The sequence below is a fragment of the Sorangium sp. So ce385 genome (assembly GCF_051474135.1).
In the GTDB taxonomy this organism is placed as follows: Bacteria; Myxococcota_A; Polyangia; order Polyangiales; family Polyangiaceae; genus Sorangium; species Sorangium cellulosum_D.
Genome location: NZ_CP150337.1, coordinates 13,265,282 through 13,289,596, shown reverse-complemented (window position 1 = coordinate 13,289,596; position 24,315 = coordinate 13,265,282). Strand labels below are relative to the sequence as shown.

Sequence of the window (24,315 nt, the reverse complement as noted above, 5' to 3'; positions counted from 1 at the left end):
GCCCGCGGCCTGCTCCGCCCGCCTCGAGGCCTCGCCCGGGGAGCCGGTCCCCCTCGGCCGCGCTCGTGTATCATGCCGCGCATGGGGGAGCCCACGCGCGCGGGAGAGGAGCGGGGACGCGCGGCCATCGGGCAGCGCGCCGGGCTCCTGTCCAGGGTCGCGCTGCGCGTCGGCGTGCTCTTCGTCGCCTTCCCGCTCGTCGTCGCCGGGGCGGCGTACCATCAGGCGCGACAGGAGGAGGCGGCCGCGCTGGCGCGGCACGGGGACGCCATCGCCGACCTCCTCAACTACAGCGCGCGGGCGCTCCTGGAGCAGGGGGCGCCGCACGCGATGCAGCGCGTGCTGGCGAACTGCGCGCTCGTCACCAGCGTGCGCCGGGTGCGCCTCACCGATCTCTCCGGCAAGATCCTCGCGAGCAGCTATCGCCCCGAGGTCGGGACGTCGAGCGCCTCGCCGCTGCTGCGCAGCTTCCTCGACGAGGGCGCCAGCAGGCCGATGGTCCAGCTGCTGGACGAGCGGAGCGAGCTGACGATCGTCCGGCCCATGTACCATAGCCCGGCGGGGGGCATCACCGCCCAGCACGTGGTCGGGGCCATCGAGCTCGTCATGCAGCGGCGGGACGTCGACGCGATCGCGACCGCCGCCGCGCTCCGGATGCTCGCGATCGCGGGCGCCGCGTCGCTCGGCCTGTTCGCGGCCGTGCTCCTCGTGCTGCGCGCCACGCTCGTGCGCCCCTCGATCGCGCTCCTCGCCCCGGCGAGCTCGCGCGGCCGGCGGCGCGGGACGCCGCGAGGCGACGAGATCGAGCCGCCCCCGAGGTCGCTCGACGACAGGGCCGAGGAGCGCGAGGCGATCCTCGGTCCGCTGGAGGAGCGCCGCGGCGAGCCCCGGCCCCCTCCGCCCTTGTCCTAGAGCGGTTTTCGCATGGGTTTCATGCAAACGTTGTTCGTCGTCCGTGCTCGTCTTTCTCTTCTTGGCGTCCTTGGCGCTCTTGGCGGTTCACGAGCATCAGAGACGCCCATGCACGCTCCTCGCCTCCTCGCCTGCCTCGCCCTGCTCGCGCTCCTCGCGGCGGCGTGCAGCGAGCCAGCGCCCGCGCCGCTCCGCGTGGGGCTGCTCGTCTGGGTGGGATACTCGCCGCTCTACATCGCGGCGGAGCACAAGATGAATGCCCCCGTCGAGGCGGAGATCATCACCTTCAGCACCGGCGTGGACATGGAGCGCGCGTTCATCGACGGGAAGCTCGACATCATCGCGTCGACCCTGTTCGGCGCGCTGCGGCTGGCAGACCAGGGGATCGATCTACAGACGGTCATGGCGCTCGACACCTCGGACGGCGCCGACGGCATCGTCGCCCGCGACGGGATCGCGAGCATGCGCGACCTGAAGGGCAAGCGCGTGGCCGCCGACCTGGCCACCATCAGCCACCTCGTGCTGATCCGGGCGCTGGACAGGTCGGGGATGTCGACGTCCGACGTCGAGATCGTCAACCTCACGCTCGAGCAGACCACCGACGCGCTCCGGGCGGGGAACGTCGACGCCGCCGTCAGCTGGGAGCCCTTCCTCTCCCAGGCCGTCGCCGACGGGGCCAAGAAGATCTTCTCGAGCGCCGAGCTCCCGAACGAGATCACGGACGTGCTCCTCATGACCCGGGAGGCCGCCGCGCGGCGCGGACAGGACACCGTCGCATTTCTGCGCGGATGGGATCGGGCGCTCGAGTTCTGGCGGGCCCGGCCGTCGGAGGCGCTCGGCCTCATGGCGCGCGCCCAGGGCATGAAGGTCGACGAGTTCGAGAGCAGCATGACCGGCCTGAGCCTCCTCGACCTCGCGCGCAATCGGCAGCTCTTCGACCGATCCGCCGGGGGGCCGTCGCTCTGGGCCGCCTACGACGCGACGGCCCAGGCGATGAACAAGGCGAAGATGCTCGAGAACACCCCGGCTCCCGCGGAGGCGCGGCTGAACCCGAGGCTCATCGCCGCCGCGCTCCAGAAGTGACGCCATGCCGCCGCGCCCAGCGGCCCGCTCTCGGCGGCGAGCCGGGCGGCCGCGGACGGCGATCGCCGCCGCGCCATGGCATTCCGCGGCGCGCTCCCGCGGAAGCGAGGCGTTATGCCGCGCGCCCCAGCTGGAGCCCGAGGGCCCTCGGATCGAAGTACGCCTTGAACCGTTTGATGAGACCGGCCGGGTGCTCGATGACGCTCACGCCCTCGTACGAGAACACCGCTCCATGGGCCAGCGTTCCGTGGCTCTTCCACTCGAGGAGAGAGGCCCTGTCGGACTCGGCGATGCACCGGAACTCGGACCGCACCTCCCCGAAGGTGTGGCGGTAGCCGCGCCAGAACTCGCGGGCTCCGTCGGGGCCGTGGAGCGGCCTCGAGATCGTCGAGTTGCTGAGCTCGGCGTCGGGCGCGAACAGCCGCGCCATGGGCTCGACGTCGCCGCTCTCTTCGAGTCGGCGCAGGGCTTCGATGAATGCGCTCGCCTTGGACATGATGCCTCCTGCAGCGCGGGCGCTTGCAAGGGGCGGACCTCGGCCCGCTCGACGAGCGCCGGCGCTGCCTCGATCGCCCGCTACGGCGGCCCCGCCTCGATCGCCCGCTACGGCGGCCCCGCCTCGATCGCCCGCCGCGGCGGTGCTGCCTCGATCGCCCGCTACGGCGGACCCGCCTCGATCGCCCGCCGGTACCGCTCCCGCCGGTGCGGCTCGCGCAGGATCTCGTAGGCCTCGTCGAGCACCTCGATGACCAGCCGCACGTCGTCGAGCAGGTCCACGGTCGCGGCGGTCAGCAGGGTCGACGGCTCGAACGCCTTCCGGAGCGCGAGGTACGCGCGGCGGATCTCGTAGTTCGTCGCGTCGCGCGGGATGCCCAGGATCGAGAAGTAGTCCCCGTCCTCCACCAGCGCGAGCCGCGCCCGGACGCGCTGCCGGATCGCCTCCTCGTCGAGCGGATCCTCGACCGGCGGGGGCGGCGCCTCGGTGATCGACGGCGGGATGAGGACGTCGAGCACCTCCAGGCAGACGAGCGCGTAGAGCACGCTGGCGTTCTCGGGCTCCGCCGCGTTCACGAGCTCGCCGACGCTCCGGCCGCGCGCGGTGCGCACGAGCTCCTCCTCCTCGCGCCGGAGCGCGCACTCGCCGAGCAGGTTGCGCCGGGCCCCGTCGTCGAGGCGCGCGCCGGGGCCGCCCAGCCGGCGCAGGGCGACCTCGGGGGCGATCACGCGGCGGATGGTCTCGACGAAGACCTCGGCGCCGGTCGCGCCGCCGAAGACGTTGGGCTCGGCCTTGAGGCGGCCCGGCGGCTCGGCCTCCAGGTCGCACGTGCCGGCCTCGACGAGCACGACGTGGCCGATGACCCACTCGGCGTGCGCGCGCAGGACCGGCCAGAGGTCGTCCTGGCCGAGGTGGCCGTGCGCGATGAGCGCCGCGCCGGCGTGCCGGCCCGACGCGGGGAGCTTGCCCGCGAGCCGCGCCGCGACCTCGCGCTCGATGTCGCCGCGCCCGACCAGGAAGGCGAGCAGCGTCTCCTCCGGGACGCTCGAGCCGGCCGTGACGAGATCGCCCTCGTGCAGGACGATCCGCCGCGCGCCCTCCTCGGTCGTGATCGCGAGGGAGCCGGAGGCGCGGCTGCCCACCGCGCGGGCGAGCGCGCGCGGCGCGTCGCCCGGGCCGAGCACCGTGGTCGACGAGGCGTCGCTCGAGATCGGCGCCTCCTCGACGATCTGCGGCGGCGGCGCGTGGCCGAGCGCGCCCGTGCTGACCGTGGCGGGCGCGGAGGGCACCGGCGGCATCGGCGGCATCGGCGGCGCGGGCGCGGGCGGCATCGGCGGCGAGGGCGCCGGCCCGCGGAAGCCCGCGCCGGAGATCGCCAGGGAGGGCGGCGCCGGCAGCGGCATGCGGCCGAGCGCCCCCGGCGTGCTCGGCGGGATGGGCGGGAGGAGGCCGCGCCCGAGCGTCCCGGCGCCCAGCGTGGCGGGCCCGCCCGGGGGCGCCGGCGCGCGCGCCCCCGCGGCGGAGCGGACCGGCGCGGGCGGCAGCGGCTCGGGCTCGGCCCCGCCGCTGGGCGGCAGCAGCGCGGTCCTCACCTCGACCGAGGGCGGCGACACGAACGCGACGCCCGGCGGGGGCGGCGGCGGCGGGGGCGGCGGCGGAAAGCCGGGCGCGCGCGGGTCGCGGGCGCCGCGCGACCGGGTCGGCGGCGGCTCGGTGTAACGCTGGCGCACGCTCGGCTCGAGGCGCGCCGACGGGGCGCGCCAGTCGAGGTCCTCGCCGCGCGCGGCGGAGGGCAGCGCGCGGTCCCACGCGGGCTCCTCGCGCGGGGCCGGCGAAGGCGCGGGCGAGCGCTCCCACGGGGTCTCGGCGCGCGGCGGCGGCGACCCGAAGCCGTAGGGCCGGCCCGCCTCGCGCGGGGTCGGCGGCGCGGCGTCGCGCCCGCCGCTCCAGCGCGCCGGGGCGCCGTGATCGCGCTCTTCCCTGCCCGGCAGGTCGATCGAGAACGCCGCGAGCTCGAGCCCGGCGCGCTTCGTCGCGAACGGCGCGTCGAGCGACGGATCGGCGTGGAGCTCGCCGTCGCGCTCGTCCTCGCCCGGCTCGGCGAGCTCGGCGAGGAAGTCGCCGGGCCCGGTGTGCTCGGCGCGCGTGCCCGGCGGGTGCAGGGCGGCCGCGGCGCCGTGCGGATCGGAGCTGGTCCTCGGCTGCGACGCCGCGCCGGCGCCGAGCGGCGCCTGGCCCGCGCTCGCGCCGGTGTGCTGCTCGTCGTCCTCCGGATCGAGCGGCTCGTCGAGCGCCGAGAGCAGCTCCGGCGACAGCATCAGGTCGACGTCCTCCTCGGCCGCCGGGATGCTCGACGGGTGCGCCTTCGCCGTGACCCGCTGCTCGGCGGCGACGAGGATCTCCTCGAGCTCCGGGCTGATCCGCGCCGGCAGGAGCCGCGGGCCGACCGCCTCGCCGTCCTCGGGCGGCGGCAGCACCGAGCCGACGTCGAGGGGGTCGAGATCGCTGGCGAAGTCCGGGTTCGACGGGACCTCGTTGTCGATCGGGCTCGAGTAGCCCGACGGCATGCGCGCCGCGGCGGCCTGATCCCCGCGGAAGCGGCCCGGCTCCGCGACCGCGCTCACGTGCGCGGCGAGCTCGGCGATGTCGACCGGCCGCTCGAACACCTGCCCGAACAGCTGCGGATCGAGCTCCGCCGAGCGGACCGGATCGCCCACGAGGAGCACGGACGCGGCGACGCCGCCCGCCCGGAGGTAGAGGCGCTCGAGCGCCTCGATCGCGCCGGGCTCGTCGATGTCGACGATCACGACGCGCGGCGCGTCGCTCGCGAGGCGCGCCTCGAGCGCGTCGATCGGCGCCGCGATCACCTCGAAGCCCCGGGCGCGCAGCGCCGCGCCGATCGCCGCCCCTTCCGCCGAGGCGTCGGCCAGGACGATGGCGCCCGCGCGCAGGCGCGCCTGCACGGCTTCGTGGTCGTCGCGGAGCTCGGACACGGCGGTCATCTCGTGGCGGCGGCCCAGCGGAGCAGCACCCAGGCCCCCGTATCGCCTGGACTCTCAACGGTCGCAGGCGGGCTGTCAAACGGGTTCGCGGCCTCTCGGGGGTTCCCGCCGCGCAGCGGCGCTTCCGCCGAAGATCGCCGCCGCGCGGCCGGGCGCTCGCGGCGCGCGGGCGCGGGCGCGCGGGCGCTTGGCCGGGCGCTCGCGGCGCGCGGGCGCGACCTCGCCGAGCGCGGCGGGCGCCGTCTCGCCGAGCGCGGCGGGCGCCGCTCCGGCCCCGCGGCGCGCCCATCGCGTGGTAGACCTCGCCACATGGTGCTCGGCGCTTCCCAGAACGAGATCGCCCTGGCGGCCTTCCTGCTCATCGTGGTGCTGCTCGCCGCGAAGATCGGCCGCATCGGCGAGGCCATCGGCGCGCTGTTCGAGCGGAACGCGCCCGCGGCGGACGGAGACGCGCCCGAGGACGGCGCGGATCGTGCGGATCGTGCGGATCGTCAGGAAGAGCGCCAGGAAAGCTGAGCGCGCCGCCGCGCCGGCGCCCCCGCCTGCGCTTGCGTTCTGTTTTTTTGAAATTCATAGTTTTTTGATGGCTGTCAACGAGCGCGCTCCGTCGCGGCGGCCGCGGCGCGCGGCGATCGCGGCGCGGATCCCGCGCGGGTATTCCCCGGCGCTCCACCTCGCGGCGCCCACGGCGCTCGGCGCGCTCGTGCTCGCGGCGGCGGTGTGGCTCCTCGACGCCGTCGAGGCCGTCGAGCTCCTCGCGGTGCCGGCGACGCTGCTGCTCGCCTTCGCCTTCGAGTGGTGGGCGCACCGGTCGGTGCTGCACCGCCGGGCGCCGCTGCTCGGCGCGCTGTGCGAGCGGCACGAGCGCGAGCACCACCTCGCCTTCACCGCCGACGACATGGCGCTGCGGAGCGCCCGCGAGCTCTGGCTGGTGCTGACGCCGCCCTACTCGGCGCTCCTGGTGCTCGCCCTGCTGCTGCCGCTCGCCGCGGGCGCGGGGCTCCTGGTCTCGCGGGACGCGGCGCTGCTCGGGCTCGCGACGGCGATGGCGTTCTTCGTCGGCTACGAGTGGCTGCACCTCGCGTATCACCTGCCGGCGGAGAGCCCTGTGTACCGCGTCCCGGGGCTCGCGCGGCTCCGCGAGCACCACCGGCGGCACCACGATCCGCGGCTCATGAAGCGCTGGAACTTCAACGTGACCGTGCCCGTGTTCGACGTCGTCCACGGGACGCGCTGGTCGCCGCCGCCGCGCACCGGGGCGTAGGGGCCGCGCACGGGGCGCCCGCCGCGCCCGTGTGCTAACGGGTCGCGCGTGCAGACGCGGACCAGAGACGGCCTCGTGCTCCTGCTCGTCGGGGTCCTGCTGGGCGGCGGGCTCGCCTGGCTGCTCGGCCGGCGGCGGGAGAGCCCCCCCGCCGCGCCCCGCGCCCTCGACGCCGTGCCGGCGGGCGCGCTGCTCGTCGCGACGCTCGACCTGCCGGCGCTGCGCGCCTCTCCCGCGTTCGCCTCGTTCCTGCGCGAGGAGCGCGAGATCCCGGGGCTCGGCAAGGTGCGCGACGTGTGCGGCTTCGACCCGTTGGCCGGGCTCACCGAGGTGGCCATCGCGATCCCGGCGGCGGGCGAGAGCGGCGACTTCGGGCTTGTCGCGGCCGGCGCCGTCCAGGATCAGGCGCTGCTCGCGTGCGCCTCGAAGGTCATCGAGGCCCGCGGCGGCAAGCCCGTCGTCGCCGGGCTCGGCAGCTTCCGCGCGGTGCGGGACTCGAGCGCCGAGGGCCGCGGCGAGATCGCCGTGCGCCCCGGCGGGCCGATCCTGCTCGGCGGCGGCGCGTACCTGCGCGCCATGGTCGACGCCGCCGAGGGGCGCGCGCCGGCGGTCGGCGCGAGCGGCGCGCACGACGACATCGCCCGCGCGGTCGGCGAGGGCGCGGCGCGCGTCACCGTGGTCCTCACGCCCGAGCAGCGCGCCGAGCTCGGGCGCGAGCTCGCGCCGAGCGGCGCCGGCCGGGCGCCCGCGGCGTCGATCGTCGCCGGCGGCGCCGCGGTCGCGCTCGGCCCCGAGATCGCCGTCCACGGCGCCGTCCTCTGCGACGCCGAGGCCCCCTGCGCCGAGCTCGGCGCCCAGCTGCGCGCCGCCCGCGACGCGCGCGCGGGCGACCTCGCGACGCGGCTCATCGGCCTCGGGGCCGTGCTCGAGCGCGTCGCGATCGCGGCCGACGGCAAGGCGCTCCACGCCCGCGTCAAGCTGTCGGCCGAGGAGGCCGGCGCCCTCGTCGAGCGGCTCGCCTCGCTGCGCGGCCTCCGCCAGCCGTCGCTCGCGCCCAGGGAGCCGCCCGCGCCGGCGGAGCCGCCCGCGCCGGCGGAGCCGCCCGCGCTCGGGGGCACCGCCGCGCCGCGCGAGGGCGCCGCGCCGCGCGGGGACGCCGCGCCGCGCGAGGGCGCCGCGCCGCGCGGGGACGCCGCGCCGCGCGAGGGCGCCGCGCCGCGCGGGGACGCCGGCGCGCCGCCGCCCGACGCGATCATCACGCCCCGGACGCGGTCGAAGCCGGACGACGCCGGCGCGCCGTGATGCCGGCAACGCGCGCAGCGATGCACCCGGGTCGCAGGACAGCGGCCGCCGCGCCGCGCTGCGGCGGGGCGGTTCCGTGGTCCGCCTGACGAGCGCGCCGCTTCCGTGACGGAGCCGCCCGGCGCGGCCGAACGCGGGCCGCACGCGCTGTCCCGAACTCCTGTACGCTGATCTCTGCCTTCGAGCGGGATCGGCGCTCCGGTCCATCCCGCAGTCCAGCAGGTGGGTGGGGGGCTTATCGCATGCAGCTGGTCGGGATCTCCGCCTTGGTGGTCGTCGGGACCCTCCTTATGGTCGTCCTCTGGGCGCTCCGCCGGCGGCTCCTCGCCTCCGAGCGCGCCCTCGAGCGCAAGGAGCAGGAGCTCGCGGTCAGCCGCGCCGCGGAGCAGCGGCTCGGCGAGGAGCTCGTCGAGGCGCGGCGGGCCGAGGAGGAGTCGCGCAGGGCGCGGGCGGAGGCCGAGGCGGCGAGCCGGGCGAAGAGCACGTTCCTCGCCAACATGAGCCACGAGCTCAGGACGCCGCTCAACTCGATCCTCGGCTTCGCGCAGCTCATGGAGCGCGACCTCTCGCTCGGCCACCGCCACCGCGAGAACCTCATGGTCATCTGCAAGAGCGGCGAGCACCTGCTCGGCCTCGTGAACGACATCCTCGAGATGGCGAAGATCGAGGCCGGCAGGATGACGCTCGTCGACGCCGACTTCGACCTCCACGCCATGCTCTCGGGGCTGTCGGAGATGTTCTCGGTCGAGGCGCAGAAGCGGGGGCTCACGCTCGCGATCGAGCGGGAGCAGGACGTGCCGCAGCACGTCCACGGCGACGAGGGGAAGCTCCGTCAGGTGCTGATCAACCTGCTCGGCAACGCGCTCAAGTTCACGCCCCGGGGGTCGGTGACGCTGCGCGCCTGGGCGCGGCGCTCTACAGGCGTGCGTGAGGGCGGCGCGCACGACGGCGCGGCGGCGGCGCGGGTGCGGGTGTCGTTCGAGGTGGTCGACACCGGCCGGGGCATGGTCAAGGAGGAGATCGAGGAGCTCTTCGAGGCGTTCGGGCAGACCGCGACCGGGCGGAGGTCCGGCGAGGGCACCGGCCTCGGGCTGCACATCAGCCGGCGCATCGTGCGGATGATGGGGGGCGACATGCAGGTCGAGAGCCAGCCCGGCCGCGGGACGACGCTCCGCTTCGACGTGCGCCTCACGCTGGCCGACGCGGGCGACGCGCGACCGGGCGGCGCGGCGCGCGCGCGGCGGATCGTGGGGCTCTCGCCGGGGCAGCCGAGGTACCGCGTGCTCGTGGTCGACGACCGGTGGGACGTGCGCCACTGCGTGCTCAAGCTCCTCGACTCGGTGGGCGTCGAGGTGCGCAGCGCGACCAACGGGCTCGGCGCGGTGGCGCAGTGGGAGACGTGGTCGCCGCACCTCGTCCTGCTCGACCTCCGCATGCCGCTGCTCGACGGCTACGAGGCGGCGACCCGCATCAAGTCGAGCCCGCGCGGGCGGGAGACCGTCGTCGTCGCGATGACCGCGAGCGCGTTCGAGCAGAACCGGTCGCTCGCGGCGGAGGCCGGGTGCGACGATTTCCTGAGCAAGCCGTTCCGCGACGCCGACATCTTCAACCTCCTGACGAAGCACCTCGGGGCCCGCTTCGAGGTCGAGGAGGGCCCCGCGGAGCGGCGGGCGGCGGGGCCGCCGGCGGTCGACCTCGCGCGCGCGGCCGCGGGGCTGCCGGCGTCGCTGCGCAAGGACCTCCGGCGGGCGGCGACGCGGCTCGACGCCAAGGCGGTCCAGGCGGCGATCGACCGGTTCCGGCCGGAGGACGCGGAGCTCGCGGGCGCGGTGGCCGAGCTCGCGCGGGGGTATCGCTTCGACAGCATCTTGGCGCTATCGAGCGCCGACGAGGAGGAGCCGTCATGACGGACACGGACGCAAAGCCGCTCGCTCGCGGGGCGGCCTCGGGCGCGCGGCCGGAGCGCCCCAGGGAGGAGCCCGCGAACATCCTGATCGTGGACGACATGCCGGCGAACCTGTCGCTCCTCACGTCGATGCTGACGGCGCAGGGGTACGAGGTGCGGGCGGCGATCAGCGGCGCGATGGCGCTGATGTCGGCGTCGGCGGTGCCGCCGGACCTCATCCTGCTCGACGTGAGCATGCCCCACATGGACGGCTACGAGGTGTGCCGGCGGCTCAAGGCGGACGCGCGGACGGCGGACATCCCGGTCATCTTCCTGAGCGCGATGACCGGCATCGGCGACAAGGTGATGGCGTTCGACGCGGGCGGCGTCGATTACGTGACGAAGCCGTTCGAGCTGCGCGAGGTGCTGGCGCGGGTGGGGACGCAGCTGCTCCTGCACCGGCAGCGCCGGGAGCTCGAGCGGCAGCGCAAGGAGCTCGAGGACCGCTACGCGCAGGTCCGCCAGATGCACGCGGCGCTGCGCGGGTACCTCTCGGACCGGGCGTGGGAGAGCATCGAGGAGAGCGTGTCGTCGAACCGGCCGAGCGCGCCGGCGCGCGAGGTGCTGACGGTGCTGGTCAGCGACATCGAGGAGTTCGTGCGGCTCTCGGAGCAGGAGGACCCGGGGCCGCTGCTCGCGGATCTCAGCCTGTACATGGCGACGGTGGCGCAGGTCGTCTACGACCACGACGGCGAGGTCGACAAGTACGTGGGCGACGGCATGCTCGCGTTCTTCCGGAGCGCGCCGGACGCGCTCGCGGCGGCGCAGCGGATCCAGCGGAGCATCGCGGCCTTCAACGAACACCAGCGCTCGCAGGGCCGGCCCGCGTTCCCGACGCGGCTCGGGCTCGCGACAGGGCCGGTCCTGCTCGCGAGCATCGGGTCGAGCGGCAGGCGGGAGTTCACGATCATCGGCGATCGTGTGAACACCGCGTTTCGGATTCAGTCGCAGGCGAAGGCCGGTGGCCTGCTGATGGATGAGGCGACGTTCGCCGCGGCCGGGAGCCCGACAGGGGCGATGCCCGCGCTCGTCCGGATCCGGGGCAAGCAGGGAGAGGAGAAGCTCTATGCGATGGCGCCGGAGGCGATCTTGGTGAACGTTAACATGGGGCGTTCCGGGGGCGGGGCCGACGGCGCCTGAGGGCTCTCGCTCGCTGGGAGCCGCGCAAAGGCCGGTACGAGAAGGGTGTTTCGGGCGTCACCGCGCCCGCGGGGCCGCGCGGGATCGAGCCCGTGGATCGGTCGATCTGCCAGATCTGCAAAAAACGTTCGGTCTTGAACCACGCGAGGCGCTCGTGCAATAGTCGCCGCGGAGGACAGAACCGACATGAAGCTTCGACATGGCATTATCTTGCTGGGCCTGCTCGTGACGTCTGGAGTGGGCGCAGGCGCGTGCTCGGATGACGATGGCGACGGGACGACGGCGACGACCTCGACCGGCACCGGCACGGGCGGCGGCGCTACAGGCACGGGCGGCGGCGGCACCGGCACGGCCGGCGGCGGTACGGGCACCGGCGGCGCCACCACGGGCACCGGCGGCGCGGGCGGCGAGGGCGGCAGCGACTCGGCCTGTGCCGACGGGGCGCTGATCTGCGACGACTTCGAGTCGTACGAGGCCCAGGGCGAGCCGAGCGGCAAGTGGACGGTTTACAAGGCCATGACGGGGTCCGCGGTGACCGTCGACACGGCGATGGCGTACAGCGGCACCAAGTCCGTCAAGGTGAGCACGCCCGAGAGCTCGGGGCAGGACAACTACAAGTCCGCGATGATCCAGTTCAAGGACGCGGCGGCCCTGCCCGTCGATGGGAACGTCATCCATGGACGCATGATGTTCTTCCTCGAGTCCGCGCCTGACACGGACGTGCACTGGACCATCATCGATGGCGCGGGCACCGTTCCGGGGAAGGATTTCGAGGGGATGCCCTACACGGCGGTGTACCGCTACGGCGGCCAGTATGCGATCGAGGGCGGCAACCAGCTCATGGCGAACTACGATACGCCCGGGCAGTGGACCACTCCTCCGACCGGGCCGAAGACGGATTGCTGGCACCACGCCGAGGGGAAGGTGGTCCCGGTGGGCAAGTGGACGTGCGTCGAGTTCACGTTCGACGGGCCGAACAACGAGATGCGCTTCTCGTTGGACGGCACGGAGATCCCCGAGCTCACGATGTCCGGGACCGGCCAGGGCTGCGCCAACGACATCGCGAACTACGAGTGGACCGCGCCGGAGTTCACCAGCATCGGCTTCGGCTGGGAGTCGTACCAGTCCGACGCGCCCCGCGCGATGTGGATCGATGACGTCGTGATCGGCACCGCGCCCATCGGCTGCCCGGCCGAGAAGTGATCTCGAGCTCGCGCCGCTGAGCTCGCCGGAGGCGCGGAGGTGGACTCCGCGCCTCGTTCATTTCGGGGGCCGGGGCCGGCGTCGGGCGGGCCCTGAGTCCTCGGGTCTACGCGGGGCCAGGGCGCCGGCGGCGGCGGACGATTGTTGGGCTCGCCGGTTGATCGCTCGTCGGGTCCGGCCTACGAGACGGCGGAGGTCCAACGCCTCACGAACCTGGAGGTCTCCGCTGTGATGAAACCGGCCCATCGTCTCTCGCTGCTCGCCTCGTTCGTCCTGGTCGCTGCCGCTTGCGGCGGCTCGCCCGAGCCGGCCCCTGCGGTCCCCGACGTGCCCGCCCAGCCGCAGCCCGCGCCGGAGACGACCCCGGCGCCTGCGCCCGAGCCGGCGGCCCCCGAGGCCGCGGCCGCCCCGGAGGGCGGCAGCGCGGCGCCTGCGCCCGCGGCGCCTGTGACCGTGGAGGTGCCCATCGAGGCGCGGAGCAAGTCGAAGCTGAAGGGCTCCGCGACCTTCACCGAGGTCGAGGGCGGCGTGAAGGTCGCCGTCCAGGTCTCGGGCGCGCCGAAGGGCAAGATCGCCGTGCACGTGCACGAGACCGGCGATTGCAGCGCGCCGGACGCGAAGAGCGCGGGCGCGCACTACAACCCCGAGAACCACCCGCACGGCCTGCCTGACGGCGCGGCGCGCCACCTCGGCGATCTCGGCAACATCGAGGTCAAGGCCGACGGGACCGGGACCCACGAGATCGTCGCCAAGGGGGCGAACCTCAAGCAGGGCGCGCCGAACTCCTTCCTCGGGCGCGCCATCATCGTCCACGAGAAGCAGGACGATGGCAGCCAGCCTGCCGGGAACGCGGGTGGGCGCATCGGTTGCGGCGTCATCGGGCAGAGCAAGTGAGCGGCCGCCGCGGCGCGCTCAGGATGCGTTGAGTCCTCTTCGCCCGAAGCGGAGGCGCCAAGGACGTCGGGAGGACTGCCGGTATGCCGTTTCTCTCTGGGGGTTTGGTGCGCTAGAGCGGTTTTCGATCGGGCGTCATGCAGACCTCCCCCGTCTTCCCTCTCCCGTCTTCCCTCTCCCGTCTTCCCTCTCCCGTCTTCCCTCTCCCCTCTCCCGTCTTCGTGCTCGTCCTTCGTGCGCGTGCGCGTGCGCGTGCGCGCTGGCTCCGGGAAATCGCGCACGCGCACGCGCACGCGCACGGAAGAGGGAAGACGGGAGACGGGAGACGGGAGACGGGAGACGGGAGACGGGAGACGGGAGACGGGAGACGGGAGACGGGAGACGGGAGACGAGGGACGAGGGACGGAAGACGGCGCATCAGCCCCAGCTGAAACCGCTCTGGTCCTTTCCTCTTTCTCTCTCACCGCTCTTGGCGGCTCATCCCCCGCGCCTCGAGAGCGCCTCCCAGCAGCACGGGAGTCGCCCTCTCCCGCGTCATCGAGGAGGAGCGCTGACCGGTATCCCCTGTTTCCGCGGGGACGACGCCGGAACCGGAAGGCTCCGGCTCGCGGGAAGCCCCGGCACCGCCGCGGTGCGCCCGGAGGGTTCGCGAGGCATGCGCCCGATCGGATCCCGGAGCGCCTCGCGCTGGAGGTCCGCCACCGGCCCGGACGGAGGTGGCAGGGGCGCCGAGGACGCCACGGCGGACGGGAGGGCCTGACCCGCAGCAGCGGCGCCGCGCGCCTCGTGCGCAGGGGCGACCGCGGGCGTCGCACCGGAAGCGCGAGGACCCGGCGGCGGCTCCCCGGGCTGAGCGCCGCTCACGAGCAGCGCGGCGACAATCACCGCCGCCAGCGCCGCCACGACGAAGCTCGCCCGGGAGGGCGAGCGCAACCGCCGCTCCCAGGTCGCCGAGGAGTCCCTGTCGCGCCAGCTCGCGTCGGCGAGCGCCATCTCGACGTCCTCGTCGACATCGACCCGCGTCAGGGCCGGAACGGTGACCGCCTCGCTTGGCGCCATGGGGTCGGCCGCCTGCGCGCACGACGCGGCGGTCACCGGGGCCGCATCGCCCGCCGCCGGGGCCGCCTCGCCCGCCGCCTCGCCCCCCGCGGCCTCGCCTCCCGCCGCCAGCGCCGCCTCGCCCCCCGCCGCCAGCGCCGCCTCGCCCTCCGCCGCCTGCGCCGCCTCCGCCCGCGCGCGCGGCGTATCCGGCAAGGTGGCGACCTCGCTCTGCTCCACCGGATCGACCTCGTCCCCAGGCGCCGACGGGGGCGGGACCGGCGCAGGCAGCCCCCCCGCGGGCCGCGCGCACGCCGCGCCGCCCGAAGGCGGACCGGAGCCCGTGGCCGCCGAGCTCGAGCCGCGCTCCCCCTCGCCCCCGCCGTCCACGCCGGCGCGCGCGCCCGACGTCGAGTCGCGCAGGCCCCCGCGGAGGACGCGCTGGATGCGCTCGACGAGCGGCTCGGCCGCGGGCGGCGCGAACGGGCGGAGCGCCAGCGTGAGCTCCGCCAGATCGGGCCAGCGCCGGTCGCGATCCCGCTCGAGGCACCGCATGATGATCGGATCGATCTCCGGCGTGAGCCCGCGGCGGACCTGCGACGGCAGCGGCGGCACGAACTTGCCGCCGAGCACCAGCGAGACCGTCTGCACCGAGCGGGCGTGCATCGGATACCGGCCCGTGAGCAGGACATACAGCAGCGACCCCACCGCCCAGATGTCCGCGCGCGCGTCGACGTCGCGCTGCCCGCGCATCTGCTCCGGAGGCATGTAGTGCGGCGTCCCGAGCATCTGACCCGTGCTCGTCCGCATCTCGGAGACCCCCAGCGACGCCGCCTCCGAGACCTTGGAGATCCCGAAGTCGAGCACCTTGATGCACGGCGCGCCCTCGCGGGTGTGCGTCAAGAAGAGGTTGGCCGGCTTCACGTCGCGGTGCACGAGCCCCAGCGCGTGCGCCTCCGCGAGCGCGTCGCAGGCCTGGATCACGTAGAGCGTCGCCTCCTCGACCGGCAGCGGGCCCCGCTTCTTGCGGATGACCCGGAGATCACGGCCGTCGAGGAACTCCATCACCATGAAGGGCAGCCCGCTCGGAAGCCGCCCGACGTCGTGCACCTTGACCGCATGCTCGCTCTTCAGCCGCGCCGCGATCCGCGCCTCCCGGAGGAAACGCTCGCACATCTCGGGATCGGCCGCGGTGGCCGGGAGCAGCAGCTTGATCGCCCGGAGCTCGCCGAGATCCATGTGGGTCGCGGCGATCACCGCGCCCATCGCGCCCTTGTCCAGCAGGCGATCCACGCGGTACTTGCCGGCGATCAGCGCCCCGATCTCCAGCCCTTGGATCTCTTCCAGGCCGCGCATGTCCGAAGCCTCCGACCGAGAGCACCGCGCCGCAGTGCCCAGCATACCGCAGTCGATCCGCGGCGCGGCGACCGATGGGCCGACAGCCTCAAATTCAGCGACGCCATAGAGCGACACCGCCGCCGCGGGGCGCCGACGATTCACTCCCGCGCCGCCGCCGTATTCGCCGCGCCGCCATTGCGGCGCTCGTCGCAATGGCCGGCTCAGCCGCCCTTGCGCGCCCCGCTCGCCGTCTTGATCGCGATCGTCCGCCGCGCGCCGCCCGACTCGACCGTGAGCTCGACCGCGGCGCCCTCCGGCAGGCTCGACAGCGAATAACGCAACGCATCAAAGTTGGCGAGCGGACGGCCGTTGACGGCGACCACCACGTCGCCGACGCGGACGCCCGCGGTTTGGGCGGGGCTGCGCTCGTCCACGGCCACGACGACGGCGTCGCCGCTCGTCTTCAGCTCGCCTTCGAGCAGGGGGAAGACGGGCGCCGCGGTCAGGCCGAAGGCGCTCGCCGTGCGCCGGTAGCTCTGCACCGCCGCGTCGAAGCTCTCCTTGCGCATGCGGTAGCGCGCCACCGCCATCACGGCCCCGTCGCGCTCCTGGAAGCGCGCGTCGACGCGCTCGGGGGTGGCGAACGCGCCGACCTGCTTCAGGTAGCGGTTCGCCTCGGCCTCCGCCATGCCGGGCCGCCGCGCGCCGCCGCCGCGCGCCTCGAGGAAGGCGTACGCCTGCGACCCCGCGAGCGCGGGCACGACGTTGCTCGCGAGCCGGGAGATCGCGTCGGCGCGCGCGACCGACAGCGCCGCCTCGCGGGTCTCGCCGGCGCCCTCGCCGACCACGAAGATCGCGTCGCCCTCGGCGGCGAACGGCTGCTGCATCCAGGCAGGCACCTCGTCGGCCGACGGCGCCGGGCGCCACCTCGCGCTCGCCGCGGGCGCGGCGCCCGGGCCGGCGGCGGGGCGCGGGCGGCCCCAGCCCAGGTACGCGTAGCCCACGCTGAGGACCAGCAGCGCCGCCGCCGCCCCGACCGCCGCGAACGCCCAGCGCGACCCAGGACCGCCGGCCGCGGCAGCAGACCGCGCCCGCCGGCGCGCCGTCGCCGCCTCCGACGACGGTACCCCGGACACGCCCGACGCCGGCCCCCTCGACGCTGGCGCCCCGGACGCCCCGGAAGCCGGCGCCCTCGCCGCCGGCGCGGAGGCCGGCGCCTTCGCGGCCAGCGCCCCCGCTGCCCCGGAAGCCGGCGCCCCCACCGGCGCTCCCGACGCCCCCGCCGCCGCCGTCGGCGCCCCCGCCGCCGGCGCCATCTCGGCGGAGCGCCTCGTCGCGGCCGGCCCGGGCGCGCCGGAGGGCGCGCGCGCCGGCTCCAGCGCGCCGCCGAGCCGCTTCAGCACCGGCAGGAGCGCCGCGAACGAGAGCGGCGCGTTGCACCGCTTGCACGGCATGTACGGCTCCCGGTCCTCGAGCGCCGCCTGGGCCGCCTCCCGCACGTCGAGCAGCGTCTGCCGGGGCGCGCTGCACCGCTCGCAGGCGCCGTCGACGAGCGCCGAGACCACCGCCGCCCCGAGCGGGGGGCTCGCCGCGGCGAGGTGCTCGAGCAACGCGACGGGACAGCCCTCGATCTGGATCGACGTCACCTCGTCGCCCAGCGCGCGCAGCGAGAGCGTGAGCGCCTGCGCCCCCTCGGGCGTCACCCCCGCCGCCGCCGTGAGATCGAGGACGAGATCCCCCTCGATCCCGTCGAGCGCGCGCTTCCACCGGACGTGCGCGTCGAGCCTCCCGCGCACGCGGATGCGCGTCCCGCGCTCGTCCACGGTCTTCTCGATCGCCTCGTGGGTCCCGGCGTCGAGCCGCGCGAGCTCGTCGAGCGCGGCCCGCACGTCCTCGGGCAGCTGGATCCCCGCGTGCGCGGCCGCGAACGCGAAGTAGCTCTCGGCGTCGTCGTCGAACACCGCCGCCCCGCCGCAGCGCGGGCAGGGGCTCACGGGCGGATCGTGCGTCCTGACGAGGTGCGCGTCCCGGTCGCAGTCGAACAGCCGATCGAACGTGGCGCCGCAGCGCTCGCACCGGTACGGGCCGTAGAACGACACGATGCGCCCGTCGCCGAAGAAGCGGCGGATCATGCTGACCTGGTTCACGATCGGCTCGGTGCAGCGGCCGACGTAGATCTCGGGCGCGTGCAGCGACACCTCGGCCAGCATCGCCATCCACTCGCGCACGCCGAACGACGTGACCCGCTGCACCCCGCCCAGGTCGAAGAGCACGCGGCCAGCGATGCCCCGCGCGACCGCGAGGCCATGGAGCTCCTCGGTCATCCGCCCCGACATCGAGACGATGAGCAGGCTGCCCAGCCGGCGCTTGGTCACCGTGAGGGCCCGGGGCCCGTGCGCCCCCTCGGGCTCGGCCCCGGGGCCGGCGTCCACGAGCGACGGGAGCCTCCTCGAGCGCGGCGGCGGCGGATCCGGGTCGTGCGCGGCCTCGATCCGCGACGCTGATGAGAAGAGCGGCGCCGACAGCTTCGTCGCGACCCCGCCGGGGCGCTGGGTGCTGAGCGCGCCCTGCGGCGCAGCGCCCACGACGTCGAGATCGCCCGCGGACGAGTCGTCGCTCTGGGTCGACTCCTGCTTCTGGACGATGTGCGACAGGAGCTCCGCCTCCGAGGCGACCGCGCCCCGCCACGCCTCGACCCGCTGGCCGAACAGCTCCGCCATGAACGACGACAGCGCGAGCGACGAGGTGGCGAGCCGCTCCTCCCGGGCGAACGCCTCGAGGTCGATCTGGAGGTCCCGCGCGGTCGCGTACCGCTTCTCCCGGTCCCGCTCCAGGCACTTGAGCACGATCCGCTCGAGCTCCGGCGGGTAGTCGTCGCACACCTGGCTCGGCGGCATCACCGGATCCTCGACGATCGCCCGCATCAGCTCGAACTCGGTGGCGCCGCGCCGGAACAGCCGGCTGCCCGTCGACATCTCGTAGAGCAGGATGCCCACCGAGTAGATGTCGCTCCGGCGATCGAGCTTCTCGCTCGTGCACTGCTCGGGCGACATGTACGGGACCTTGCCCTTGAGCGCGCCGTCGCGCGTCTCGTTGACGCGGTTCGCCGCCTTCGCGATCCCGAAGTCGAGGATCTTCACGGCGCCGTCGTACGTGACGAACACGTTGTGCGGGGACACGTCGCGGTGGACGATGTCGAGCGGCTTGCCGTCGAAGCCGACCTTCTCGTGCGCGTAGTGGAGCCCGGCCGCGACCGAGGCCGCGATGGTGATCGCGTGCTCGACCGGCATCCGCCGGTTCGCCGAGCGGAGCGACTTCTTGATCGTCCTGAGGTCCTCGCCGTGGAGGTACTCCATGGCGATCACCGGCACGCCGTCGACCTCCTCGATGTCGTACATCTGGACCAGGTTGGGGTGGTCCAGGGTGGCGGCGATGCGCGCCTCGTCGAGGAACATCCGCACGAACTCGGGGCTGTCGGCGAGGTGCGGGAGGATCCGCTTGACGACGCAGATCTTCCTCACGCCCGAGATGCCCGCGACGGAGGCCACCCAGATCTCGGCCATCCCGCCCATGCCGATCTTCTTGAGCAGGCGGTACTTGCCGAGCGCGGTAGGGCGGCGCGACGCGGCGCTCAGGGGGCCCGCGGCGGGGCGCTCGGTCATGCGCTCGCCTCCGCCGTGCGGGCCGGCACCGTCGGTTCGGAGGGAGCGCGGCGGGCGATCAGGGTGCTCATCGAGGGCCTTCGGCGTGGGGCTTCGCGAAGCTGACGCTGCGGCGCTCACCGCGCGACTCGATCTGGAGGGCCATCGTACCACCGGGCGGGGTGCGCGCCCACGCGTCCGCCGCGGCCTTGCCGAAGGCCTCGACCGAGTGGACCGGGCGCTCGTCGACCGAGAGGACGACGTCCCCCGCGGCAATGCCCGGATCCGCGCCGCGCTGCGGGCGCTCCACCGCGACGACGACGAGCTCGCCGGAGGTGCGCGCGCTCGCCTCGAGCAGCGGGAAGAAGCGCGCGACGGTGATCCCCTGGAACGTGGCCGTCTGGCGGTAGCTCGCCGCGGCCGCCTCGAAGCTCGGCCGCGTCAGCCGGTAGCGCGCGAAGGCGAGGACGCGTCCGCCCTCGCGCCGCACCACGGCGTCGACGCGCTCGGGCGTGGCGAGCGACCCGACCTGGGCGAGGAACCGACGGGCGACGCGCTCGACGACCTCCGCGCGCTGCTCCGGCCGGGCCTCGTCGACCTCGCGCGGGTGCGCGGCGAGCAGGTGGGCCACGGGGGAGCTCGCGAGCTCGGCGGCGAGGCCGGACGCGAGGCGCTCGATCGCGCTGCTGCGCGCCTCCGCGAGCGCGTCCGCGTCGCTGGCCGCGGGGCCGCCGCGGCCGACGACGAAGACGCTGTCGCCCTCGATGACGAACGGCCGCTCCACCCACGCGGGCGGGAGATCGTCGATGGCCGACCAGCCCGCCCGCGCCCGGGCGCTGGCCGAGGGCGCCGGCGCGCGCGCGTCCGCCGCGGGCGCCGCCGGGGCCGCGGGCTGTACCGAGGCCGCGGGCGCTGCCGAGGCCGCGGGCGCCGGGGCCGGCGGCGCCTCGGCGGGGCGCGCGCCGATGCGCCAGATTGCGAAGCCGGCGGCCACGACCGCCACCCCGGCGAGCAGCCCGACGAAGGCCGCGCTGGCGCCCGCGCCGGGCTGCGCCGCCGCGGGGGAGGCCGACCGCGGCGGCGAGGCGCTCGCCGGCGGCGGGGCGCCCGGCGGCGGCGAGGCGCTCGCCGGCGGCAGGGCGCCCGCCGGCGGCGGGGCCGAGGGCGGGCGCGTCGCGCGGGCGCCGAGCAGCGAGAGCAGCGCGCGGGCGCCGTCGTCGAAGGCGAGCGGCGTGTTGCAGCGCTTGCAGGCGACGCGCGGATCGTGGCCGCCGCGGAGCAGGGCATCGTGCTTGTCGACCTCGATGAGCGCGGCGCGGACCGCGCCGCAGGACGCGCAGCGGCCCTCGACGACCGCGGAGGCGAGCCGCGCGAGCTCGGGCCACGAGGGGCTCGCCATGCGCTCGGCGAGCAGCCGGGGACAGCCCTCGATGCGGACCGCCTCGACGGCGCCGTCGAGCTTGCGGAGCGCCGACTCGAAGCGCGCCGCGCCGTCGGCGGTGACGCCGGGGGCGCTGCTCAGGTCGAAGACGACCTGGCCCTCGAGGCCGTCGATGATGCGGCTCCAGCGGAGCGAGGCGGTCAGCTTGCTCCCCACCTTGACCCGCGTGACGCGCCCCTCGACGGACTTCTCCACCGCGTCGCCGGCGGCCGGCTCGTCGCCCTTCTCGAGCTCGAGGAGGATCTCCCGCACCTCCGGCGGGATGGCGCCGGCGCCGTGCTGGGCGACGAACCCGAAGTAGGTCGCCGCGTCGTCGTCGAAGGCGCCGGCGCCGCGGCAGCGCGGGCACACCGCCTCGGGGGCCTTGCCCTCGGCGAGCGAGGCCGCGTCGTGGACGCAGTCGACGAGCCGCTCGAACTGGGCGCCGCACGACTCGCAGCAGTAGGGCGCGTAGAACGAGACGACCTGCCCGCTCCCGGCGAACCTGCGGATCATGCTGAGCTGGTTGACGACCGGCTCGGAGCAGCGCGCGAGGTAGAGGGCGCGGAGGCGGGGCTGGGCCGCCTGGATCATCTGGAGCCACTCGCGCACGCCGAACGACGTGATCCGCTCGACGCCGGCGAGGTCGAGCAGGACCTTGCCGTCGAGCTCCCGGGCGAGCGCCGCCCCCTTGAACGACTCGGTCATGCGCCCGGCGAGCCGGACGACGACGACGTCGCCGATCCTGCGCCGGTCGAACGCGAGGCCGTCGAGGCGGCCGGCGGCGCCGGCGGGCGGAACGATCCGCGCCGGCGCGGCGCGCTGCGACCAGGAGGAGAGCGACGGCCGGTCCACCGTGGTGGGCAGGCGCCCCGACGAGACCGGCCCCGAGCGCGGCCCGGCGAGCAGCGGCCCCGAGCGCGGCCCGGCGAGCAGCGGCCCCGACGGCGGCCCGGGGATGCGCGGGCGCGCCGCCCGCTGGCCGTTCGGCGGCACGCGGACGGTCGGCCGCGCCTCCTCGCCGAGCGGCCGCGCCTCCTCGCCGAGCGGCCGCGCCGCGTCGCCGAGCGGCCGCGCCTCCTCCCCGTCGCCGCGCGCCGCGCGCAGCGTCCCCGGCGCGGCGCCGTGGCTCCGCGGCACCGGGGTGAGGGACTCGGAGAGGACGGTGAGGGTCATGGTCTGGTTGTGCAGGTCGCAGTGGCCGGAGGCGTAGGGCGAGATCTCCCCGTACGAGTAGAACCCCGTCACCTGCGTGCCCCGCGGCAGCACGTCCAGCACCGCCTCGACCTCCTCCTCCGTCCGGTCGCCCAGCACGATCCGCCGCCCCACGCAGCTGATCGCGATCGCCAGCGCCCCCTCGCCCGCCGCCGCCGCCTCGCTCGCCGCCCGCGCCGCATCCTCCGCGCCCCCGATCAGCCGCTCGAAGTCCGCCTTCATCAGCTGCACGAGGTGGCCCTCCGGCACGTCCCCCGCGAACGTCATCGACTGCTGCTCGTGGTCCACCGCAAGCACCGTGCGGACCAGGAACTTCTCGTCACGCGCCGTCGCTCGCAGCGCCAGCGGAAACAGCAGCGCCGACGCGGGCAGCTCCGCCGCCTTGTCCCCGAGGTACTCCTTGTACAGCGACAGCGCCGGCTTGCCGTCGACCTCGTACAGCACGTTCCCCGCCGAGCGCGTCACCACCCGCTCCGGCCCGAACTTGTCCCATCCCCCCTTCGACCCGTGCTGGATCACCACGTGCTCGCCGTACAGCCCCACCGCCGCCACGAGCCCGCTGCGCACCGTGTCCCCGACGCACACCCACGTCCGCTGGAACCGCGTCCCGTCCCCCGACAGCCCGCCCGTCACCACCACCGACTCGGGCAGCACCGCGTTCAGCCCCGCCACAAGCTGGCTGCCGTTCACCCCGAGCCCCTCCGACAGCACGAGCACCCCGCGCAGCCCCGGCCGGTCCAGCTTGCGCGCGAGCGCCTGCCCCGCCGCGAACGACTCCGACGCGCTCGCCACCTCCACCTGCGCCGCCGACAGCGTCGTGCGCTCGAACCGCGCCACCGCCACCGACAGCGTCCCGTCGCGCACCGCCGTGCCCGCGATCTCCCCCGCGCTCGAGCACCCCACCATGTGCGACCGCGGGTACGCACGCCGCAGCTCGCGGATCGCGCCCGGGTCATCGAGGAACTCGGGCGCGCCGAACACAAGCACCAGCGTCCGGTCGCCGTCGAGCGCGGGCAGCGCCCGCACCGACCACTTGCCCGTCGCGCGTGAGAACGAGAACGTCGCGAGCCGCATCCCGAGCGCCGCGCTCGACGCCGGCGACTGCGGGTCGAAACCCGTGTCGGACGCGATCTCGATCTCCTCGAACTCCGCCATCCCGCCGGCCGGCTGCGCCACGACGCGCGCCGCCACGGCCGGCGTCCCCTTCGCGGGGCGCGGCCTCCGCTCCCGCGGGCCCTCGCTCCGCACGAGCAGCGGGGTGAGGGACTCGGAGAGGACGGTGAGGGTCATGGTCTGGTTGTGCAGGTCGCAGTGGCCGGAGGCGTAGGGCGAGATCTCCCCGTACGAGTAGAACCCCGTCACCTGCGTGCCCCGCGGCAGCACGTCCAGCACCGCCTCGACCTCCTCCTCGGTCCGGTCGCCCAGCACGATCCGCCGCCCCACGCAGCTGATCGCGATCGCCAGCGCCCCCTCGCCCGCCGCCGCCGCCTCGCTCGCCGCCCGCGCCGCATCCTCCGCGCCCCCGATCAGCCGCTCGAAGTCCGCCTTCATCAGCTGCACGAGGTGGCCCTCCGGCACATCCCCCGCGAACGTCATCGACTGCTGCTCGTGGTCCACCGCAAGCACCGTGCGGACCAGGAACTTCTCGTCACGCGCCGTCGCTCGCAGCGCCAGCGGGAACAGCAGCGCCGACGCGGGCAGCTCCGCCGCCTTGTCCCCGAGGTACTCCTTGTACAGCGACAGCGCCGGCTTGCCGTCGACCTCGTACAGCACGTTCCCCGCCGAGCGCGTCACCACCCGCTCCGGACCGAACTTGTCCCATCCCCCCTTCGACCCGTGCTGGATCACCACGTGCTCGCCGTACAGCCCCACCGCCGCCACCAGCCCGCTGCGCACCGTGTCCCCGACGCACACCCACGTCCGCTGAAACCGCGTCCCGTCCCCCGACAGCCCCCCGGTCACCACCACCGACTCGGGCAGCACCGCGTTCAGCCCCGCCACAAGCTGGCTGCCGTTCACCCCGAGCCCCTCCGACAGCACGAGCACCCCGCGCAGCCCCGGCCGGTCCAGCTTGCGCGCGAGCGCCTGCCCCGCCGCGAACGACTCCGACGCGCTCGCCACCTCCACCTGCGCCGCCGACAGCGTCGTGCGCTCGAACCGCGCCACCGCCACCGACAGCGTGCCGTCGCGCACCGCCGTGCCCGCGATCTCCCCCGCGCTCGAGCACCCCACCATGTGCGACCGCGGGTACGCACGCCGCAGCTCGCGGATCGCCCCCGGGTCATCGAGGAACTCGGGCGCGCCGAACACAAGCACCAGCGTCCGGTCGCTGTCGAGCACGGGCAGCACCCGGACCGACCACTTCTGGGTGTCCCGATCGTAGTGGAACGTCTCGAGGATCATGGGGCTCGCCGCCCCCAGG

The 24,315-nt window shown here is 75.2% G+C and carries 14 protein-coding genes; 9 read left to right on the top strand and 5 right to left on the bottom strand.

The features are described 5' to 3' along the window. Nucleotides 1-81: 81 nt before the first annotated feature. Nucleotides 82-912, top strand: coding sequence for a hypothetical protein (locus WME83_RS48595; RefSeq protein ID WP_437316519.1), 831 nt, complete (start codon nucleotides 82-84; stop codon nucleotides 910-912). A 108-nt stretch (nucleotides 913-1,020) separates the two neighbouring features. Then, nucleotides 1,021-1,995: an ABC transporter substrate-binding protein gene (locus WME83_RS48590; RefSeq protein ID WP_437316518.1), complete on the top strand. Its 975-nt coding sequence runs from the start codon at nucleotides 1,021-1,023 to the stop codon at nucleotides 1,993-1,995. 112 nt (nucleotides 1,996-2,107) lie between these two features. Here WME83_RS48590 and WME83_RS48585 read toward each other — a convergent pair whose 3' ends face one another. Together WME83_RS48585 and WME83_RS48580 are read right to left on the bottom strand one after the other, a co-directional pair. Further along, nucleotides 2,108-2,491 carry a nuclear transport factor 2 family protein gene (locus WME83_RS48585; RefSeq protein ID WP_437316517.1) on the bottom strand — a complete coding sequence of 128 codons (384 nt, stop codon included), beginning with the start codon at nucleotides 2,489-2,491 and terminating at the stop codon, nucleotides 2,108-2,110. Between the two features lie 161 nt (nucleotides 2,492-2,652). After that, entirely contained in the window at nucleotides 2,653-5,484 is a 2,832-nt protein-coding gene (locus WME83_RS48580; RefSeq protein WP_437316516.1) for a hypothetical protein, read from the bottom strand. Between the two features lie 318 nt (nucleotides 5,485-5,802). Here WME83_RS48580 and WME83_RS48575 point away from each other — a divergent pair, with 318 nt between their 5' ends. The 7 genes from WME83_RS48575 to WME83_RS48545 all read left to right on the top strand — a co-directional run bounded on the left by WME83_RS48575 (nucleotide 5,803) and on the right by WME83_RS48545 (nucleotide 13,241). Next, the gene (locus tag WME83_RS48575) at nucleotides 5,803-6,009 is read left to right on the top strand and encodes a hypothetical protein (RefSeq protein ID WP_437316515.1); all 207 of its coding nucleotides are present in this window, start codon (nucleotides 5,803-5,805) and stop codon (nucleotides 6,007-6,009) included. Nucleotides 6,010-6,076: 67 nt separating this feature from the next. After that, nucleotides 6,077-6,757, top strand: coding sequence for a sterol desaturase family protein (locus WME83_RS48570; RefSeq protein ID WP_437316514.1), 681 nt, complete (start codon nucleotides 6,077-6,079; stop codon nucleotides 6,755-6,757). A 48-nt stretch (nucleotides 6,758-6,805) separates the two neighbouring features. Then, entirely contained in the window at nucleotides 6,806-8,059 is a 1,254-nt protein-coding gene (locus WME83_RS48565; protein WP_437316513.1) for a hypothetical protein, read from the top strand. Between the two features lie 242 nt (nucleotides 8,060-8,301). After that, entirely contained in the window at nucleotides 8,302-9,966 is a 1,665-nt protein-coding gene (locus WME83_RS48560) for an ATP-binding protein (protein WP_437316512.1), read from the top strand. Continuing rightward, a complete protein-coding gene (locus WME83_RS48555; RefSeq protein ID WP_437316511.1) occupies nucleotides 9,963-11,144 on the top strand; it encodes a response regulator in 1,182 nt (393 codons plus the stop codon). The genes WME83_RS48560 and WME83_RS48555 overlap by 4 nt, the downstream gene beginning before the upstream one ends. Nucleotides 11,145-11,330: 186 nt before the next feature. Further along, nucleotides 11,331-12,347 (top strand): hypothetical protein, encoded by a 1,017-nt coding sequence (locus tag WME83_RS48550; protein ID WP_437316510.1) that lies wholly within the window; start codon nucleotides 11,331-11,333, stop codon nucleotides 12,345-12,347. 231 nt (nucleotides 12,348-12,578) lie between these two features. Then, nucleotides 12,579-13,241: a superoxide dismutase family protein gene (locus tag WME83_RS48545; RefSeq protein WP_437316509.1), complete on the top strand. Its 663-nt coding sequence runs from the start codon at nucleotides 12,579-12,581 to the stop codon at nucleotides 13,239-13,241. 534 nt (nucleotides 13,242-13,775) lie between these two features. Here the strand turns inward: WME83_RS48545 and WME83_RS48540 are convergent. From WME83_RS48540 to WME83_RS48530, 3 genes are all read right to left on the bottom strand, one after another. Next, nucleotides 13,776-15,635, bottom strand: coding sequence for a protein kinase domain-containing protein (locus tag WME83_RS48540; RefSeq protein WP_437316508.1), 1,860 nt, complete (start codon nucleotides 15,633-15,635; stop codon nucleotides 13,776-13,778). A gap of 203 nt (nucleotides 15,636-15,838) precedes the next feature. Beyond that, nucleotides 15,839-19,279 (bottom strand): protein kinase domain-containing protein, encoded by a 3,441-nt coding sequence (locus WME83_RS48535; RefSeq protein ID WP_437316507.1) that lies wholly within the window; start codon nucleotides 19,277-19,279, stop codon nucleotides 15,839-15,841. A 67-nt stretch (nucleotides 19,280-19,346) separates the two neighbouring features. Next, entirely contained in the window at nucleotides 19,347-24,296 is a 4,950-nt protein-coding gene (locus tag WME83_RS48530; RefSeq protein ID WP_437316506.1) for an FIST N-terminal domain-containing protein, read from the bottom strand. Nucleotides 24,297-24,315 lie beyond the last annotated feature (19 nt).

Coding starts and splice junctions, on each gene's coding strand:
- WME83_RS48545 (WP_437316509.1), top strand. CDS start 12,579: ATGAAACCGGCCCATCGTCTCTCGCTGCTCGCCTCGTTCGTCCTGGTC.
- WME83_RS48540 (WP_437316508.1), bottom strand. CDS start 15,635: ATGCGCGGCCTGGAAGAGATCCAAGGGCTGGAGATCGGGGCGCTGATC.
- WME83_RS48555 (WP_437316511.1), top strand. CDS start 9,963: ATGACGGACACGGACGCAAAGCCGCTCGCTCGCGGGGCGGCCTCGGGC.
- WME83_RS48535 (WP_437316507.1), bottom strand. CDS start 19,279: ATGACCGAGCGCCCCGCCGCGGGCCCCCTGAGCGCCGCGTCGCGCCGC.
- WME83_RS48575 (WP_437316515.1), top strand. CDS start 5,803: ATGGTGCTCGGCGCTTCCCAGAACGAGATCGCCCTGGCGGCCTTCCTG.
- WME83_RS48550 (WP_437316510.1), top strand. CDS start 11,331: ATGAAGCTTCGACATGGCATTATCTTGCTGGGCCTGCTCGTGACGTCT.
- WME83_RS48570 (WP_437316514.1), top strand. CDS start 6,077: ATGGCTGTCAACGAGCGCGCTCCGTCGCGGCGGCCGCGGCGCGCGGCG.
- WME83_RS48530 (WP_437316506.1), bottom strand. CDS start 24,296: ATGATCCTCGAGACGTTCCACTACGATCGGGACACCCAGAAGTGGTCG.
- WME83_RS48590 (WP_437316518.1), top strand. CDS start 1,021: ATGCACGCTCCTCGCCTCCTCGCCTGCCTCGCCCTGCTCGCGCTCCTC.
- WME83_RS48560 (WP_437316512.1), top strand. CDS start 8,302: ATGCAGCTGGTCGGGATCTCCGCCTTGGTGGTCGTCGGGACCCTCCTT.
- WME83_RS48595 (WP_437316519.1), top strand. CDS start 82: ATGGGGGAGCCCACGCGCGCGGGAGAGGAGCGGGGACGCGCGGCCATC.
- WME83_RS48585 (WP_437316517.1), bottom strand. CDS start 2,491: ATGTCCAAGGCGAGCGCATTCATCGAAGCCCTGCGCCGACTCGAAGAG.